A 15880-nucleotide genomic window follows, 5' to 3' on the forward strand; every position below is an offset into this window, starting at 1 on the left:
GACTTCTACCATCGGACGCCCAGATGACGCATGCCCCGCATCAGCAGTCCCGGCTTCCACTCCCCTGGTGTGCCGTCCAGGGCGAGGCTCGGGCAGCGCTCCAGGAGCGAGCGGAGGGCGACCTTCCCCTCCATGCGGGCGAGCGGGGCGCCCAGGCAGAAGTGGATGCCGTGCCCGAAGGCCACATGTCCCTGCGGGGCGCGGTGGATGTCGAAGTCGTCGGGGGCGGGGAAGCGGTCCGGGTCGCGGTCGGCCCCGGCGATGGAGACGACGACGGCCGAGCCCGCCGGGATCACCGTGCCGCCGATCTCGGTGGGCTCGGCGGTGAAGCGGTGCGTCGCGTTCTCCACCGGTCCCTCGTGGCGCAGGGTCTCCTCGACGGCCCCGTCCAGGAGGCTCATGTCGGCGCGCAGCTCGGCGAGTTGGCCGGGGTGGGTGAGCAGGGCGCGCACCGCGTTGGCGATGAGGTTGACCGTCGTCTCATGGCCCGCGATCAGCAGCAGGAAGGCCATGGCGCGCAGCTCTCGCGGCGAGAGCCGGTCGCCGTCCTCCGCCGTCGTGCGGATCAGGGCACCGAGCAGGTCGTCGCCTGCGGCGGTGGTGCGCTTGTCCTCGATCAACTCGTCCAGATAGGCGGCGATTTCCGCCAGCGCCGCGTCCCACACCTCGGTGGTGGGCGGGGCGACGACCGTGTTCGACATCCGGCGGAACGCCGCGCGGTCCATGTCGGGCACGCCGAGGAGTTCACAGATGACCGTGATGGGCAGCGGGAAGGCGAGGGCCTCGATGAGGTCGGCGCGGTCGCCCGCGGCGAGCATCTCGTCCAGGAGGCCGTCCGTGATCTCCTGGATCCGGGGGCGCAGCGCCTCGACGCGGCGGGCGGTGAACTCGCGGGCGATGAGCTTGCGCAGGCGCGTGTGCTGGGGCGGGTCCGCCATCAGCAGGTTGGTGCCGATCAGCTGCTCGTCGGGGAGCTGGACGCCCACGGTCGCGGCGGACTTGGCAAAGCGGGGGTCGGCGAGGGCCGCCCTCGCTTCTTCGTACCCCACGATCAAGTAGACGTCCTCGTGGTCCGGCGGGGGGAAGCGGACGCGGTGGACCGGGCCGAGGGCGCGGAGGTCCGCGTAGACGGCGTGGGGGTCGGTGGTGAACCGGGGGCCGTACGCCGCGAGGTCGATGCTCTCCGCCATGCCGGTCCCCTTCCGTTGCCGTATCCACTCAACGCGCGGGCGGGCGGGCCGAGTTCCCCGAACCGGAACCGGTTCACCCCTCGTTCCGCAGAGACCAGGTCACGCCTCGTGCGGCCGGTGCCCGGTCACGCCTCGTACGGCCCAGAGCCCGGTCACCTCTCGTACCGCCGGAACCGGGTCACTCCGCGTTCAGGAGGCCCGCGTCGTGGACCAGGAGGGCGATCTGGACGCGGTTGTTGAGGTCGAGCTTGGTCAGGATGCGGGAGACGTGTGCCTTGACGGTGGCCACGCTCAGGTACAGCTCGGCGGCGATGTCCGCGTTGGACGCGCCCTTGCCCACGGCCACGGCGACCTGCCGCTCCCGCTCCCCCAGCGCGTCGAGGCGGCCGAGCGCCCGCCGCTTCCGGTCGAGTTCGGGACCGCCCCCGGCCACCTGGGAGATCAACTGCTGCGTCACGGTGGGCGAGAGCACCGGCTCGCCCGCGGCCACGGCCCGCACCGCCGACACGATCTCGGCCGGCGCGGTGTCCTTGAGGACGAACCCGGCGGCCCCGGCGCGCAGCGCCCGCAGCACCTGCTCGTCGGCGTGGAAGGTGGTGAGGACGACGACCTCGGGGGCGTCGGGCCGCTTGCGCAGCTCCTCGGTGGCGGCGAGGCCGTCCATCGTCGGCATCCGGATGTCCATCAGGACGACGTCGGGCCGGACCTCGCCGACGAGCGCGGCGACCTCGCTGCCGTCCCCCGCCTCCCCCACGATCTCGATGTCGTCCGCGCCGCCGAGCATGAAGGAGAGCCCGGCGCGGACCAGCGGGTCGTCGTCGACGAGCAGCAGCCTGATCGGTTTCATGCGCCTACCGTAACGAGCCCCGGGCCCCGTACCCGCACGGCCGGGCCCGGTGCCCGAACGGCCGGGCCCGGTCACGACGGCAGCGCGAGCCGCAGCGGCCCGCACCCGATGCGCTCCGCCTCCAGGGCGACGTACCGCGGCAGCAGCCTGCGGATGTCCGCGGCCCGGCGGCCGTCGTCCGCCCGGATCAGGAAGGTGACGTCACCGGTCTGGCAGGAGGCCTGGTAAAGCCCCATGTCCTCCCGCAGGAAGCCGCGCCCGCGCACCTCGTCCTTGGTGTCCCCGACGGCCTTGACCTCCCGGCCGCCGTCGAAGGACAGGCCCTTGTAGAGCACCGCGAGCCGCGGGTCCTCGACCGTCATCAGGCGCAGCGACGGGTGGCCGAACAGGACGTCCCGGTCGCAGGTGCGCACGGGGGCGGCGTCGCCCTTGGTGACCAGCGGCCGGTCGTAGCGGCCGCCCACCCTCTTCCCCGGAAGGCCGAGGCCCTTGATGCCGCAGATGGCGTTCCGCTTCTCGTCCGTGAACCGCGCGGGCGCGGCGAGGCGGTCCGTGGGGTCACCGATGGCGCTGTCGCAGCCCTTGTCGGCCATGTAGCCGTTGACGAGCTTGACGACGGCGCGCGCGAGCCGGGCGCGCTCGTCGGTGTCGACGACGTCGTCGTACGTCGTCCAGCCCGTCTCCATCTCGACGACGAGCGGGCCGTCCCGCTCGCTGGGCCGCCCGATGCAGCCCTCCGGTATCGCGAGCCACGCGCGCGTGTCCGACGCCATGCCGAGCAGGCCGCCGCCGAGCGGCGCCATCCGCGCGGACAGGTACTCGTCGGCCCACTTGTCGCCCGCGCCGCCGAACCGGTCGTCGAGCCGGTGCAGTTGGGCCCGGACGCGGGCGCCGCGCGGCGACTTCAGTTCGCACAGGCCGGACGGGCCGTCCGAGGAGATGCGGTCGTCACTGACGCCCACTTCGGAGGACTCGATGTCCCGCTTGCCGTGGAAGAGGTCCGCGACGTCGTCCTCGCCGAGCGCGCCCCAGCACGCCCGCTCCTCGCGGAAGGGCCCCGCCCCGGTCTGCCAGGCCACGACGGTCCCACCGAGCAGCACGCCCGCGACGGCCGCGGCGACGACGGGCGTCCACCGCTTGCGGGCGAGGCGACGGAGGCGGCGCCAGTGCCACCAGGGGGGCGGCGCGGCGGCGATGGCGGCGGCGAGCACCCCGAGGGGCTTGTCCGCCCGGCCGGCACTCGCGGCGTCCTCGGGCTCCACAGGAGTCACAGTCCCCTCACCCTTGTCCTTGTCACTCATCGACGGCTCCCCTCCACCGCGGCGGCCGGCGCGACCGGTGCGCAACCCAGGCGCCGCGCCACCGCGTTGGTGAACGTGGCGAAGTAGTCGGACCTGGCGCCGGTCGCCGTACCGAGCATCAGGAAGGACGTGGGCCGTCCTGCGCATTCGGCCCGTACGTACCGGTGGTCGGAGGCGAAGGTTCCGGTGCCCCGCCAGCCCTTGCCGGGCGCCCTGGTCCCGGCGGCCCCGTCGAGGAGCGCCGCGATCCGGGGCTCGCGCACCATCACGGCGTCGAACAGCTGCTGGTCCTCGCGCTCCCCGAGCCGCACGGAGCGCGCGATCTCCGCCGAGCAGGACTGCAGGTCGTCGGTGACCGGGCCGACCTGGTACGCCAGGCGCATCGCGGTCTCCTTGTCGAGGTCGGACTCGACGTCGAGGCCGGGGATGCGGCAGACCGGTCCGCGGGAGAAGGTCTCCGCGCGCTCGGGCAGCGTCGGCACCGGCCCGCTGACGCGCAGCGGCTTCCCGCCGTCGCAACCCGCGGCCTTCATCCCCTTGTTGGCGGCGGCCACCAGGAGTTCGGCGACGGCCTGGGAGCCGCCGAGCCGCGGGACGTCGGGCAGCACGTCGTCCGAGTCCGCCGCCTCGCGCGCGTCGAGGGTGACGGCGGTCGGCCGCCCGTCGCGGCTGTCGCACCGCTTGGGCAGCACGAGCAGCCCGTGGGTGCCGTCGGCGACGCCCGGCAGCCCGTCGGGCAGGGGCATCGCGCGGCCGCCGAGATAGCCGCCGATCCAGGTGACGCGGTCGGCGGCGGGCTTGGGCGCGGGACCGTACTTCACCGTGACGGTGGTGTCCTGCCGGTCCTTGTCGCCGTCGCTGAACGTATGGCTGGAGGCGACCGAGAGACGGCACTCGCCGCGCGCCCCGCCGGACGTCGGCGGCGTCCCCGTGGACGTACGGCTGCGGCCGTCCTCGCCCTCGAAGCCCTCCTCGCCGAGGATGCCGGGCCCGCTGTCCTCTTCCCAGGCGCCCCAGCAGTAGCGGTCGCGACGGTCGAAGGGCCAGGTGTCCGTGGCCCAGGTGCCGACTCCGGCGGCGAGCAGGGCGACCACGAGGCCGACGGCGACACCGCCTCGGCGCGTCCTGACCAACTTCCGTACGCGTACCAGCCGTTGAGAACCGGAATTACCCGGTATGTCCCCCGGCGCACCGCCGGACGCCCCCTCTGGGCTCTCCCCCGTCACGATCTCCGCCTCTCTGTGTGTGGCGGCTGATCGTACAGAAGGTGTGCGGAAGCGAAGTCACCAGGCTGCCCGGGAGATCACTCCCACGGCAGCCACGCCTCGACCGTGAAGCTTCCGTCCGGCCCGCCGCCGTGGCTGAGCCGGCCGCCCGAGAGGGAGGCGCGTTCGGTGAGCCCGATGAGGCCCTGCCCCGAACCGGGCACCGTCGGTACGTCACCGGGGGGCGCCGGATTGCGGACGGACAGCGTCAGGCCCTCGCCCCGGGCGCCCGCGACGGTGACGGTGACCTCGGCGCCGGGCGCGTGCTTGCGGGCGTTGGTCAGACCCTCCTGGGCGATGCGGTACGCGGTGCGGCCGACCGCGGCGGGCACCGTCTCCGGCTCGGGCACGCGCAGGTCGAGGACCACCTTCATGCCGGCTTCGCGGGACTCGGAGACGAGGGTGTCGAGGGCCGCGAGGGTGGGCTGCGGGCGCCCCGACGCCTCCGCGTCGCCGCCCCGCAGCACCCCGATGACCTGCCGCAGGTCCTGCAGCGCCTCGTGCGAGCTCTCCCGGATGACCCCGGCCGCGCGGGCGATCTCCTCGCGGGGCGCGTCCGGCCGGAACTCGAGGGCGCCCGCGTGCACGCTGAGCAGCGTGAGCCGGTGGGCGAGCACGTCGTGCATCTCGCGGGCGATGTCCTCGCGGGCGAGCTGCTGGGCCTTCTCGGCGCGCAGCGCGGCCTCGTTCTCGGCGCGCCGGGCGCGGTCGCGCAGGGCGAGCAGGAGCTGGCGCCGGGAGCGTACGAACATGCCCCAGGCGAGTGCGGTGGCGGTGAGCAGCGCCGTCAGCACGATCGAGACCGCGAAGGGCAGGTCGGGGTCGGGGCGCCACATGTAGAAGGGGATCATCAGCGCCACGGCCACGCCGCCGAACCACGCGGAGTACTTCCAGGGGCGGTGCACCGCGAGCGTGAAGTAGGCGATGAGTGCGGCGCCGCCCGCCGTGTTCGACGCCAGGCTGACGAGGACCATCGCGGCGGCGAACCCCACCGGCCAGCGCCTGCGCACCCACACGGCGGCGCAGGCGAGCGCGCCGAGGAGGTGGTCGAGCGCGGCCCAGCCCTCGGAGACGGCGGGGTTGTGCGTCACCTCGTCGCTGATGGTCAGGCCGAGGAAGACGGCGACCAGGAAGCAGGCGAAGTCGACGAGCCAGTCACGTACGGTCCGCTTGTGCCGGCCGGTCCTGCCCGTGACCTGGTCCGGGTCCAGCTCGGCGGCGACGGCCGACGGCAGGAACCACTGCCTGCGGGTCACCGGGTCCGCCCCGGTCCCGTCCGCTGCCGCGCCCGCGGGCTCCGTACGACTCTTCACAATCGACAAATCTACGCACCCCACGACCCGCCGCCCGCTCCCCGACCGTGATCATCGACGAAAGTCGGGGCACGGCAGACTTTGGGCGATCCGGGCGCACGCCGGTCAGCGCCTTGCGGCGGACATGGCCGCGCCCCGTGGCCGATGTGCGTGGGGGGTCCACGGGGCGAGGCTCTTGTGCCATGAAACAGCTTCTCGAGGGTCTGGGTCTGGTCCTGCTGGTCCAGGGTGTGGCGGGCCTGGTGCACGAGCTCACCGGCTGGCTGCGCGGCTGGGGCGTGGTGCAGCACCTGCCGTTCGCCGACGGTTACGAGCTCTACCTGAGCATCGCGCTCATCGTGCTGGCCTTCGCCCTGTTCGCCGCGGCGGAGAGCCGCAAGCAGGGCTGAGCCCGAACCGGAACCTGAACCGGGATCAGCAGTCGTGGCGGACGGACAGGGTCAGCAGTCGTGGTCGACGAGGTCGAACGACCGGTAGTGGTCGGCCGTGTAGTAGTCCTCCTGCTGGGCCTCACCGGTGACGATGCGACGGGCACCGCGGTCCGGGGAGCCGGGCGTCTTGACGGTGTACTCGTGGTAGTAGCCGTTGCTCTGCTGCGGCAGGATGCCTTCCCGGTTCTGGAAGACGGTGCCGTCCTGCGGGTACGGGTACGGGCCGCCCTGGTCGATCAGGTCGAGCGTGTCGTGCGCCTGGGACGGCAGGTCGGAGTAACAGATGTCGCCGACGGCGGCCGCCGAGAACCCGGCCGGGACGGAGACCGAGGCCGAGTGGGGGGCGGCGACCGTCTGGGGTGCGGCGCTCGCGGTGCCGGTGACGGAGCCGCCGACGAGCAGGGCGGCGGCGAGGGCAGTGACACTGAGGATCCGTGGGGGGATTCGCATGACCCCAGGATGACGCGCGTAGAGGTTGATGTGTCAACGTCAAGTGCGCTGAATTTTCCGGAAGTTAACCGCCTCCCCGGACTCCTCACGCAACGCGCCCGCCCTTTCGCTTCACCTTCGCCCTAGTAACTCCCGTATTCCGGACGGCCCGCGCGCTCGTACGAGTTGATGGCGACGCCCTTGGACGTGGTGCGCGTGCCGGTGTGCTTGAAGGCGGTGGGCAGGCCGCCTTCCGCGAAGAGGCGCTTGCCGGTGCCGAGGGCCACGGGGAACGTCAGCAGGTGGATCTCGTCGATGAGGTCGTGCCGGAAGAGGGAGTGGGCGAGGCCCGCGCTGCCGTGGAGCTGGAGTTCGCGGCCCGGCTGTTCCTTGAGCGCGGTGACGTCCTTGACCAGGTCGTCGCGGCCGATGATCTGTGTGCCCTCCCAGTCGGCGCTGGTGAGCGTCGTGCTGGCGACGTACTTGGGCAGGGAGTTGAGGCGGGACGCGATGGGGTCGGCGGGGTCGGTCATCTTCGGCCAGTACGAGGCGAAGATGTCGTACGTCCTGCGCCCGAGCAGGAAGGCGTCGACCCGGTCGAAGACCTCGGTGACGAACCGCCCGAAGTCCTCGTCCCCATAAGGCACCGACCAGCCGCCGTGCGTGAAGCCGCCACTGGGGTCCTCCTCCGGGCCGCCGGGGGCCTGGATGACGCCGTCGAGGGTCTGGAACTGGGTGAGCGTGATCTTCATGGCGCGACCTTTCGGGGGTGGGCTCCCGCGTCGGCGCGAGCCGTTGTCTCACCTACTCAGACCCTCCCCCGGGCCGGAAATCATCGCCAGTTCCGCGTCCGTTTACCGCCAGCCGTCGGCCGCGCCCGCGGCTTTTATTGAACCCGCAAGCAGTTATGCGAGCCCTGAAGAAATACGTGAACAGATACAGATAGAGGTAGGTACGGACATGTCTTCTCTGGTCGGCAAGACGGCTCTGGTCACCGGTGGCAGCCGCGGTATCGGCGCGGCGACCGCCCTGCGGCTCGCCCAGGAGGGCGCCGATGTGGCCATCACTTACGTCCACGGCGAGGACGCCGCCCGCGAGGTCGTCGCCAAGATCGAGTCGATGGGGCGGCGTGGGTTCGCCGTCCGGGCCGACGCGGGCGACGCCGGGGACGCCGCGGGCGCCGTGGAGCGGGCCGCCGACGACCTCGGCGGCCTGGACATCCTCGTCAACAACGCCGGCGTCGGCGTGCTCGGCCCCGTCGGCGACCTGGCCCTCGCCGACATCGACCGGGTGCTCGACGTGAACGTCCGCGGGGTGTTCCTGGCCGCTCAGGCGGCGGCCGGGCGAATGGAGCGCGGCGGTCGCATCGTCTCCATCGGCTCCTGCATCGTCCAGCGGGTGCCCGGCCCCGGCGGCACCCTGTACGCCACGAGCAAGGCCGCGCTCGTCGGCCTCACCAAGGCGCTCGCCCGCGAGCTCGGTGACCGGGGCATCACCGTGAACCTCGTCCACCCCGGCCCCATCGACACCGACATGAACCCCGCCGACGGGCCCTACGCCGAGGCGCAGGCCGCCGGGACGGCGCTCGGCCGCTATGGCTCCGCCGGGGAAGTGGCTGCTGCGGTGGCGTACTTGGCCGGGGGTGAGGCGGCGTATGTGACGGGGGCGGAGGTGTCTGTGGACGGGGGGCACGCGGCGTAGGTCGGCCGCGGCTGCGAAGCCAAACGCCGGACGGGCTATCTATAGCCCGTCCGGCGTTTGAGGACGAGCCGCGAAGCGGCGATCAGCGGGAGCCCCGCAGGGCCCTAACCCCCCAGCTCCCGGTACCGCGCCGCCAGCCCCTCCGCCCCGGACGGGGTGAGCGCCCCATACAGCCGCAGCCGCGAAATCCCCCCATCGGGGAAGATGTCGACGCGCGCGTGCGTGCCGACGGCCGCCGCGTCGAGGACGAAGCGGTGGTTGGTGTCGGGCTGCAGCCGCGTACGGGGCAGGACTTCGAGCCACGCGCCGGACTCCCCGTCCCGGACGGACACGGAGGCCCACCCGGCGGAGTTCCCCTTGAGGTAGGCGGTGTCGATCTCCAGGGCGCGGATCTCGGACTGCGCGGCGAGGCGATAGCGGATCCAGTCGTGCCCCTGGTCGCGCCGCCGCCGCGTCTCCCACCCGTCGTCCATCTTCCGGGACCGCCCGGGCTGAATGGTGTTGGTGGCGGGCGAGTAGAACCGGTCGGAGGCGTCCTCGACCTGGCCGCCGTTCTCGAGGGCGACGACGTCGAAGGTGCCGAGGGCGGCGAGCCAGGCGGGATCGGCGACGACTTCGCCGTACACGCGCAGGCGGGCGATCCCGCCGTCGGGGTGCTGGTTGACCCGCAGATGGGTGAACCGCTGTCGCGCGTCCACGGCGAAGCCGTTCGCCGCGTGGCCGCCGACGGCCGTGCGCGGGACGAGAGTGGTCCACTTCACGCCGTCCGCGAGGAGCTCCTCGGGCGTCGGCGAGCCCTCGACGTTCGCGCCCTCGACGGAGACGGCCTGCGGGTAGTTGCCGCGGAAGTGCGCGGTGTCGACGACGATGCCGTGGATGACGCCGGGCGCGCCGAGCCGGACGAGCGCCCAGTCGTGGTCGTCCTCGGTGGGCCAGGGGTGCTCGGCGGAGACGCCGCGCCGCCGCCGGGTCTCCCAGCCGTCCATGATCTTGCCCTTGTGGCCGAAGTGCTCGGGGTCGAACTCGGCGTCGTCCGGCAGCAGCAGGTTCTCGCGCATCGCGAAGAACTCGTCGTTGGCGGCGACGACACCGGCCCCGAGCTGACGGTCCGCCAGGTTGGCGTACTGGGTGAAGGGGAAGTCGGCGGTGCGGTAGTCGGCGTAGGGCTCGCCGCCGCCGTAGGGGTTCGCGTCGCCGGTGAAGCGGGGTATCGGTGTCGCCGTCACTGTGATCAGTTCTTCCTTTCCAGAAGTCGGCCCGCGGGCTCGGTGAACTCGCCGTCGGACACGATGCGTTGGCCGCGCAGCCAGGTGGACTTGACGACCCCGCTGAGGGTCTTGCCCGCGTAGGCGGTGACGCGGTTGCGGTGCTGGAGCCGCGCGGGGTCCACGGTGAAGGTCTCGTCGGGCGCGAGGACCGCGAAGTCGGCGTCGCGTCCTGCCTCGATGGCGCCCTTCTGTGCCAGGCCGACCAGGTCCGCCGTGCGCGTCGACATCCAGCGCACGACGTCGTCGAGGGTGTGCCCGCGCTCCCGGGCCGCCGTCCACACGGCCGGCAGGCTGAGCTGGAGCCCGGAGATGCCGCCCCACGCGGTGGCGAAGTCGGCCGTCTTGAGGTCGGCGGTGGACGGCGAGTGGTCGGTCACGACGCAGTCGACGGTGCCGTCGGCGAGCGCCTGCCACAGCAGGTCCTGGTTGGCGGCCTCGCGGATCGGCGGGCAGCACTTGAACTCGCTGGCGCCGTCGGGGACTTCCTCGGCGGTGAGGGTGAGGTAGTGCGGGCACGTCTCGACGGTGAGGCGGACGCCCTCGCGCTTGGCGGCGGCGATCAGCGGCAGGGCGTCGGAGGACGACAGGTGCAGGATGTGGATCCGGGCGCCGAGGCGCTTCGCGACGGCGATGAGTCCCTCAATCGCGGTGTCCTCACTGACGCGGGGGCGCGAGCGCAGGAAGTCCGTGTACCGCGGGCCGCCCCTGGCGGGGGCCGCGGCCAGCTCGTGCGGGTCCTCGGCGTGCACGATGAGCAGGCCGCCGAAACCGGCGATCTCCCCCATGGACACGGCCAGTTGATCCTGCGTCAGCTCGGGGAACTCGTCCACGCCGGAGGGCGAGAGGAAGCACTTGAAGCCGAAGACGCCCGCGTCGTGCAGGGGCCGCAGGTCCTTGACGTTGCCGGGCAGCGCGCCACCCCAGAAGCCGACGTCGATGTGCGCCTTGGACGCGGCGACGTCCTTCTTCGTACGGAGGTTGGCGACCGTGGTCGTCGGCGGGAGGGAGTTGAGGGGCATGTCGACGAGCGTCGTGATGCCGCCCGCGGCCGCGGCGCGCGTGGCCGTCCAGAAGCCCTCCCACTCGGTGCGGCCCGGGTCGTTGACGTGCACGTGGGTGTCGACGAGGCCGGGCAGCAGCACGTCGTCGCCGAAGTCCTCGACGCGGGCGCGTGTCGGCACGGCGGCCTCGTACGCGCGCACCGCCACGATCGTGCCGTCCGAGACGGCGACGGACGCGGCACGCGTCCCCTCCGGGGTGATCACGCGCGTCGAGCGCAGCACCAGTTCCTCGCCGGACACCGCGGCCCCTCTCTGTTCGACTGTTCGGCTGTTCGCCTCTTTACTTCCGCCAACCTTCCGGCCAGCGGAATTCAACGTTCTGTTGAAGAGTTTTCGCCTCGGACCCGGATCCGTCAAGGGTCTATACGTTTCCACAAAGTGGAAATAGAATTCCGCCCACCAGAACGTAGCTACGTACAACGCGGACCGTCAAGGGAGTACCGGAGCCCGCGCGGAAGACCGGACAAACACCCACTGACCGGCACTGACGTGACGGCGGCACCGGGGCTGTCCGGGAAAGTGCCCGGTAGGCTGCTGACTTGCCTGCCATCCTGTAAGGCCCTGAAAGGAACGCGCCGTGCCGACGTCAAGCGCCAGCACCACCGACGCCGCGAAGTCCTCCGCGACCCCCGCGAGCGGCGGAGTCCAGTCTCTTGAGCGCGCCTTCGATCTGCTCGAGCGGATGGCGGACGCGGGCGGCGAGGTCGGCCTGAGCGAGCTGTCCGCCAGCAGCGGGCTGCCCCTGCCGACCATCCACCGGCTGATGCGCACCCTCGTCGCCTGCGGGTACGTACGCCAGCAGCCCAACCGCCGCTATGCGCTCGGCCCCCGTCTGATCCGCCTCGGCGAGTCCGCCTCGCGGCTGCTCGGCACCTGGGCGCGGCCCTATCTCGCCCGCCTCGTCGAGGAGACCGGCGAGACCGCGAACATGGCGCTGCTCGACGGCGACGAGATCGTGTACGTGGCGCAGGTGCCGTCCAAGCACTCCATGCGCATGTTCACCGAGGTGGGGCGGCGGGTCCTTCCCCACTCCACCGGCGTCGGGAAGGCGCTGCTCGCGCACACTCCGGCGGAGGAGGTGCGGGCGTTGCTCGCCCGTACCGGCATGCCTGCCGCCACGGAGAAGACCATCACCACGCCCGACGGGTTCCTCGACGCGCTCGAGGAGGTCCGGCGTGCCGGGTACGCCGTCGACGACAACGAACAGGAAATCGGCGTCCGCTGCCTTGCCGTGTCCGTGCCGGACTCGCCCACCGCGGCGGCCATCTCCATCTCCGGGCCGGCGGGGCGTGTGACGGAGTCCGCCACGGAGAAGATCGTTCCTGTGCTGCAGCAGGTGGCCTCGGAGCTGTCGGAGGCCCTGGCGACGTCGGCCCCGTCGGCGTAGGGGCGGGGGCGGATCCCTGCCGGGGGCTCCCCAAGCCCGCCCCTTCCCGAAACTGGGGCTCCGCCCCAGACCCCGCTCCTCAAACGCCGGAGGGGCTGGAACTTACCCGCACATTCTCAGCCCGTCCGGCGATTGAGGACGAGCCGCGCAGCGGCGATACGGGGGTCCAGGGGGCGGAGCCCCCTGGTTACGGGAAGGGGCGCCCGCGCGCGGAGCGCGCTAATGGACGCAGCGGGGAAAACCCCGCAGGGAACAACCACCCACCACATCCGCCACCGTCACCCTCCGCAAAGCCCTCCGCACCCCCCTCGGCACCCCCACCGCCGGCACCACAAGCACCGCCCCCACAGCATGGGCGTCGACATACCGACGAACCCGCCCCCGCCAACGCCTCCGCACCCCACCCCGCGCCCCCACCACCAACACATCCCCACCCCGAGAGGCCACCCCGCACAGCACCCGCCCCGCGGGCCCCCGCACCACCCTCCGCTCGACCTCCACCCCCACCGGCACGCCCCCGAACACCGCGTCGAACGCCGCGTCGAGCCGCCCCCACGCCTCGCGCTCCCAGTACTGGGCCCACTGAGCATCGGGCCGCCTCATGTAGAGGCCCTCGCCCTCGGGCGGCTCCCAGGCGAGGACGACGACCAGCCGCCGCCCGTCCCGCCGCGCCACCCGCGCCCCCGCCCGCAGCGCCGCAAGACTCGCCCCCGAGGCACCGACCCCACTGACCCCGACGACCACGCGCCCGTCCGTCCCCACGCCGTCCATGCCTGCCTCCCTCATCACGTCTCCACCGGCGACCACTCCTAGGCCAAAGCACCCCCAAGATCACCGGCCCTCCCGAGTCTGTACGCTGATTGGCCTGGACAGCAGGGCCAATACGCAGGAGTTGGCATGGCAGACGTACGAGTGGTCCATTCCGTGGACAGGCGCCTCGGGGGCAGTCGGCTTGCCGAGCTGGTGACCGGCGCGGCCGCCGGGGAGCGGCCGGGCTATCGGGCGCTGGCCCAGGCGATCCGCACGCTGCTGCTCGACGGCCGCGTCCCGCTGCACACCCGGCTGCCGGCCGAGCGCGAGCTGGCGTCGGCACTCGGTGTCAGCCGGGCCACGGTCACGGCGGCGTACGACCTGCTGCGCGACGGCGGCTTCGCGGCCAGCCGCCGGGGCGCGAGCACCTGGACGGAACTGCCGGAGGGGCGCCGCCCGGCGAACGTGGCGGCGTTCGCGCCGGGCATGGCGGGCGGGGCAGGCGGCGCGGGGGACGGCACGCTGGACCTCGCGATCGCCGCGCCCGCCGCACCCGCGGCCGAGCTCGGCGACGCGGTCGCGGCCGCCGCCGCGCAACTGCCCGCACACGCCGCCACGGCGGGCTACCACCCGTACGGGATCCCGGAGTTGCGGGCGGCGGTGGCGGAGCGGTTCACGCGGCGTGGGCTGCCGACGCTGCCCGACCAGATCCTGATCACGACGGGCGCGCAGCACGCGATCTCTCTCGTTCTCGGGCTGCTCGGCCGGCCCGGCGACCGCGTCCTGGTGGAGAACCCCTCGTACCCCAACGCCCTCGACGCCATCCGCCGCGCGGGCCTGCGCGCGACGCCCGTGCCGGTCACGGACGCGGGCTGGGACACCGGCCTGGTCGAGTCGACGCTGCGGCAGGCGGCGCCGCGCCTCGCCTATCTCGTACCGGACTTCCAGAACCCGACGGGCGCCCTGATGGAGCGTGAGCAGCGGGTGCGGATCCTGGAGACGGCGCGCGCCACGGGCACCTGGCTGCTGATCGACGAGACGATCGCGGACATCGCCCTCGACGTGCCGCCGCCGGCGCCGTTCGCGTCGCTCGCGGCGCACGGGGTGGCCGAACAGGTCGTCACCGTGGGCTCGTTGAGCAAGTCGCACTGGGGCGGGCTGCGGATCGGCTGGGTGCGGGCGGGGTCACGGCTGATCACGGAGCTGGCCATGGCGCGCGTTCCGTCGGACGTGGCGACGCCGGTGCTCGAGCAGCTGGTGGCGCTGCGCCTGATGGGCGGCATCGACGAGGTGCTGCGCGAGCGGCTGCCGCAGCTGCGCGCCGCCCGCGACGCGCTCGCCGCCGCCCTCACCCGTCAACTGCCCGAGTGGCGCTGGCAGTTGCCGCCGGGCGGGCTGTCCCTCTGGGTCGATCTGGGCGCGCCCATCGCCTCCTCCCTGGCGCGGGCGGCGCTCGGGCACGGCGTCCGCATCGAGGGCGGCTCCCGCTTCGGCGCGGACCCCGGCACCCACGAGCACCGGCTGCGCATCCCGTTCACGCTGGCGCCCGACCTGTACGAGGGGGCGGCCGCCCGCCTCGCCGCCGCGCTCGCCTCCGGCCTGGAACCGACGGGCGGCACCGACCCGCGCCACGGCGACTGGGTGGCCTGACTCCGCCCCGACCGCCGCCCGCGCGGTCCGCGCGGACCGCGTGCGGAAGCCCGCCGGCCCCCGCACGCACGCAGCCCCCACACGCACGGCAAGCCGCCGCACGCACGAAAGCCGCCGCATCACCCCGGATGCGGCGGCTCCCCGACCTCTCCGAACATCTCGACCGCTTCCCTGACTCCCGCGAGGGCACCGGTCAGGGCACTGACCGAGCCGATCGAGCTCGCGACGAGCAGCAGGGAGCGGCGCAGGCGGCGGGGCTCGGGCGCACCCGTCGCGGCCATCGCGTCCAGCGCCGCTAACTCGTCCTCCGCGATCGCCCGGTCGGGGAACTCTCCGGGAAACACGGCCAGTTGGCGGCGCAGCCGGGCCACGGCCGTCCGCAGCTCCGTCACCCGCGGATCCTCGAAGCTCCCCGTCACCGCTCTCTGCCCAATGCTCCGCAACACAGCTCTCCCCCTCGCACGTCGTTGTGCGCCTGTACGCGGACGGGCCCGGGCGGACCCGCCGCGGCGGCCGGACACCGAAGGGGCGCGGGCAGGGTGAGGCCACGCGGCGACGCAGGCGCCACTTTCGGCCACGCCCCCGGCCGGAACAGGGTCCCCAGATCCCATGCGGTAAGCAAGAGTCATGACCGAATCACTGCCACCTTCCGTCCCCACCGCGCCCGGCGAGGTCGTCGGACTGCTCCTGGCCGCGGGCGGCGGGCGGCGCCTCGGCGGCTGCCCGAAAGCCCTGCTCGAGCACCGCGGCGAGCTGTTCGTGGAGCGTGCGGCGCGGGCGCTGCGGGACGGCGGGTGCGACCGCGTACACGTCGTACTGGGCGCCACCGCCGATGTCGTACGGGAACAGGCGACGCTGCCCGGCTGCGCCCTCGTGGACAACCCGGACTGGCGCGAGGGCATGGGGTCCTCGCTGCGGGCGGGCCTCGCGTCGCTGCGCGGGACGGGCGCGGGCGGGGTGCTCGTGTCCCTGGTCGACCAGCCGGGCATCGGCGCGGCCGCGGTGGCGCGCGTGCTGGCCGCGTACCGCTCGCCGGCGACGCTCGCGGCGGCCACGTACGCGGGCGAGCGCGGCCACCCCGTGCTGTTCGGCTCGGACCACTGGGACGGCATCGCGGCGAGCGCGACGGGCGACCGGGGGGCGCGGGCCTACCTCAAGGAGTACGCGGCCGCCGTCACGGCCGTCGAGTGCGGTGACGTGGCCGAGCCGTACGACATCGACACGTTCTCCGACCTGGAGCGCCTCCAGTGAACCCGCCCACCGCCTCAGCAAGCCCGCCCTCCGACT

At 73.2% G+C, this 15880-nt stretch carries 16 protein-coding genes; 5 read left to right on the plus strand and 11 right to left on the minus strand.

Annotation, left to right across the window (positions count from 1 at the left end; translation table 11 throughout):
- Nucleotides 1-5: 5 nt before the first annotated feature.
- The 5 genes from AC0KTA_RS06800 to AC0KTA_RS06820 all read right to left on the minus strand — a co-directional run bounded on the left by AC0KTA_RS06800 (nucleotide 6) and on the right by AC0KTA_RS06820 (nucleotide 5916).
- Nucleotides 6-1190 (minus strand): cytochrome P450 family protein, encoded by a 1185-nt coding sequence (locus AC0KTA_RS06800; RefSeq protein WP_481054201.1) that lies wholly within the window; start codon nucleotides 1188-1190, stop codon nucleotides 6-8.
- A 178-nt stretch (nucleotides 1191-1368) separates the two neighbouring features.
- On the minus strand, nucleotides 1369-2037 hold the full coding sequence (locus tag AC0KTA_RS06805) for a response regulator (RefSeq protein ID WP_481054202.1): 669 nt from the start codon (nucleotides 2035-2037) through the stop codon (nucleotides 1369-1371).
- Between the two features lie 71 nt (nucleotides 2038-2108).
- Nucleotides 2109-3338: a hypothetical protein gene (locus AC0KTA_RS06810; RefSeq protein ID WP_481054203.1), complete on the minus strand. Its 1230-nt coding sequence runs from the start codon at nucleotides 3336-3338 to the stop codon at nucleotides 2109-2111.
- A complete protein-coding gene (locus AC0KTA_RS06815) occupies nucleotides 3335-4471 on the minus strand; it encodes a hypothetical protein (protein WP_481054204.1) in 1137 nt (378 codons plus the stop codon). Before AC0KTA_RS06815 ends, AC0KTA_RS06810 begins: the two co-directional genes overlap by 4 nt.
- A 170-nt stretch (nucleotides 4472-4641) precedes the next feature.
- Nucleotides 4642-5916 carry a sensor histidine kinase gene (locus AC0KTA_RS06820; RefSeq protein ID WP_481054205.1) on the minus strand — a complete coding sequence of 425 codons (1275 nt, stop codon included), beginning with the start codon at nucleotides 5914-5916 and terminating at the stop codon, nucleotides 4642-4644.
- Between the two features lie 182 nt (nucleotides 5917-6098).
- On the opposite strand from AC0KTA_RS06820, the gene AC0KTA_RS06825 reads away from it, so the two are divergent.
- The gene (locus tag AC0KTA_RS06825) at nucleotides 6099-6305 is read left to right on the plus strand and encodes a hypothetical protein (RefSeq protein WP_481054206.1); all 207 of its coding nucleotides are present in this window, start codon (nucleotides 6099-6101) and stop codon (nucleotides 6303-6305) included.
- Between the two features lie 51 nt (nucleotides 6306-6356).
- Here AC0KTA_RS06825 and AC0KTA_RS06830 read toward each other — a convergent pair whose 3' ends face one another.
- Both AC0KTA_RS06830 and AC0KTA_RS06835 read right to left on the minus strand, forming a co-directional pair.
- Nucleotides 6357-6797 (minus strand): guanyl-specific ribonuclease, encoded by a 441-nt coding sequence (locus tag AC0KTA_RS06830; protein WP_481054207.1) that lies wholly within the window; start codon nucleotides 6795-6797, stop codon nucleotides 6357-6359.
- Between the two features lie 122 nt (nucleotides 6798-6919).
- Nucleotides 6920-7528 (minus strand): dihydrofolate reductase family protein, encoded by a 609-nt coding sequence (locus AC0KTA_RS06835; RefSeq protein WP_481054208.1) that lies wholly within the window; start codon nucleotides 7526-7528, stop codon nucleotides 6920-6922.
- 208 nt (nucleotides 7529-7736) lie between these two features.
- On the opposite strand from AC0KTA_RS06835, the gene AC0KTA_RS06840 reads away from it, so the two are divergent.
- Nucleotides 7737-8477, plus strand: coding sequence for an SDR family oxidoreductase (locus tag AC0KTA_RS06840; RefSeq protein ID WP_481054209.1), 741 nt, complete (start codon nucleotides 7737-7739; stop codon nucleotides 8475-8477).
- 104 nt (nucleotides 8478-8581) lie between these two features.
- On the opposite strand, the gene alc is transcribed toward AC0KTA_RS06840, so the two are convergent.
- Together alc and allB are read right to left on the minus strand one after the other, a co-directional pair.
- On the minus strand, nucleotides 8582-9703 hold the full coding sequence (gene alc / locus AC0KTA_RS06845) for an allantoicase (protein WP_481054210.1): 1122 nt from the start codon (nucleotides 9701-9703) through the stop codon (nucleotides 8582-8584).
- Between the two features lie 5 nt (nucleotides 9704-9708).
- Nucleotides 9709-11046, minus strand: coding sequence for an allantoinase AllB (allB, locus tag AC0KTA_RS06850; protein ID WP_481054211.1), 1338 nt, complete (start codon nucleotides 11044-11046; stop codon nucleotides 9709-9711).
- Nucleotides 11047-11383: 337 nt separating this feature from the next.
- On the opposite strand from allB, the gene AC0KTA_RS06855 reads away from it, so the two are divergent.
- On the plus strand, nucleotides 11384-12193 hold the full coding sequence (locus AC0KTA_RS06855; protein ID WP_481054212.1) for an IclR family transcriptional regulator: 810 nt from the start codon (nucleotides 11384-11386) through the stop codon (nucleotides 12191-12193).
- 219 nt (nucleotides 12194-12412) lie between these two features.
- Here the strand turns inward: AC0KTA_RS06855 and AC0KTA_RS06860 are convergent, their stop codons facing one another.
- Entirely contained in the window at nucleotides 12413-12979 is a 567-nt protein-coding gene (locus AC0KTA_RS06860; RefSeq protein WP_481054213.1) for a universal stress protein, read from the minus strand.
- Nucleotides 12980-13090: 111 nt separating this feature from the next.
- Here AC0KTA_RS06860 and yczR point away from each other — a divergent pair, with 111 nt between their 5' ends.
- The gene (gene yczR / locus AC0KTA_RS06865) at nucleotides 13091-14593 is read left to right on the plus strand and encodes a MocR-like transcription factor YczR (protein ID WP_481054214.1); all 1503 of its coding nucleotides are present in this window, start codon (nucleotides 13091-13093) and stop codon (nucleotides 14591-14593) included.
- A gap of 119 nt (nucleotides 14594-14712) precedes the next feature.
- Here yczR and AC0KTA_RS06870 read toward each other — a convergent pair whose 3' ends face one another.
- A complete protein-coding gene (locus AC0KTA_RS06870) occupies nucleotides 14713-14985 on the minus strand; it encodes a DUF5955 family protein (RefSeq protein ID WP_481054215.1) in 273 nt (90 codons plus the stop codon).
- Between the two features lie 235 nt (nucleotides 14986-15220).
- Here AC0KTA_RS06870 and AC0KTA_RS06875 point away from each other — a divergent pair, with 235 nt between their 5' ends.
- Nucleotides 15221-15844: a nucleotidyltransferase family protein gene (locus AC0KTA_RS06875; RefSeq protein WP_481054216.1), complete on the plus strand. Its 624-nt coding sequence runs from the start codon at nucleotides 15221-15223 to the stop codon at nucleotides 15842-15844.
- Nucleotides 15845-15880: the final 36 nt, after the last annotated feature.

The sequence above is a fragment of the Streptomyces sp. Y309 genome, from assembly GCF_056712025.1.

Excerpts from the sequence above, each read along its gene's own strand:
- AC0KTA_RS06800 (WP_481054201.1), bottom strand. The coding sequence starts at position 1,190 with ATGGCGGAGAGCATCGACCTCGCGGCGTACGGCCCCCGGTTCACCACC.
- AC0KTA_RS06805 (WP_481054202.1), bottom strand. The coding sequence starts at position 2,037 with ATGAAACCGATCAGGCTGCTGCTCGTCGACGACGACCCGCTGGTCCGC.
- AC0KTA_RS06810 (WP_481054203.1), bottom strand. The coding sequence starts at position 3,338 with ATGAGTGACAAGGACAAGGGTGAGGGGACTGTGACTCCTGTGGAGCCC.
- AC0KTA_RS06825 (WP_481054206.1), top strand. The coding sequence starts at position 6,099 with ATGAAACAGCTTCTCGAGGGTCTGGGTCTGGTCCTGCTGGTCCAGGGT.
- AC0KTA_RS06830 (WP_481054207.1), bottom strand. The coding sequence starts at position 6,797 with ATGCGAATCCCCCCACGGATCCTCAGTGTCACTGCCCTCGCCGCCGCC.
- AC0KTA_RS06835 (WP_481054208.1), bottom strand. The coding sequence starts at position 7,528 with ATGAAGATCACGCTCACCCAGTTCCAGACCCTCGACGGCGTCATCCAG.
- AC0KTA_RS06840 (WP_481054209.1), top strand. The coding sequence starts at position 7,737 with ATGTCTTCTCTGGTCGGCAAGACGGCTCTGGTCACCGGTGGCAGCCGC.
- AC0KTA_RS06860 (WP_481054213.1), bottom strand. The coding sequence starts at position 12,979 with ATGAGGGAGGCAGGCATGGACGGCGTGGGGACGGACGGGCGCGTGGTC.
- yczR (WP_481054214.1), top strand. The coding sequence starts at position 13,091 with ATGGCAGACGTACGAGTGGTCCATTCCGTGGACAGGCGCCTCGGGGGC.
- AC0KTA_RS06875 (WP_481054216.1), top strand. The coding sequence starts at position 15,221 with ATGACCGAATCACTGCCACCTTCCGTCCCCACCGCGCCCGGCGAGGTC.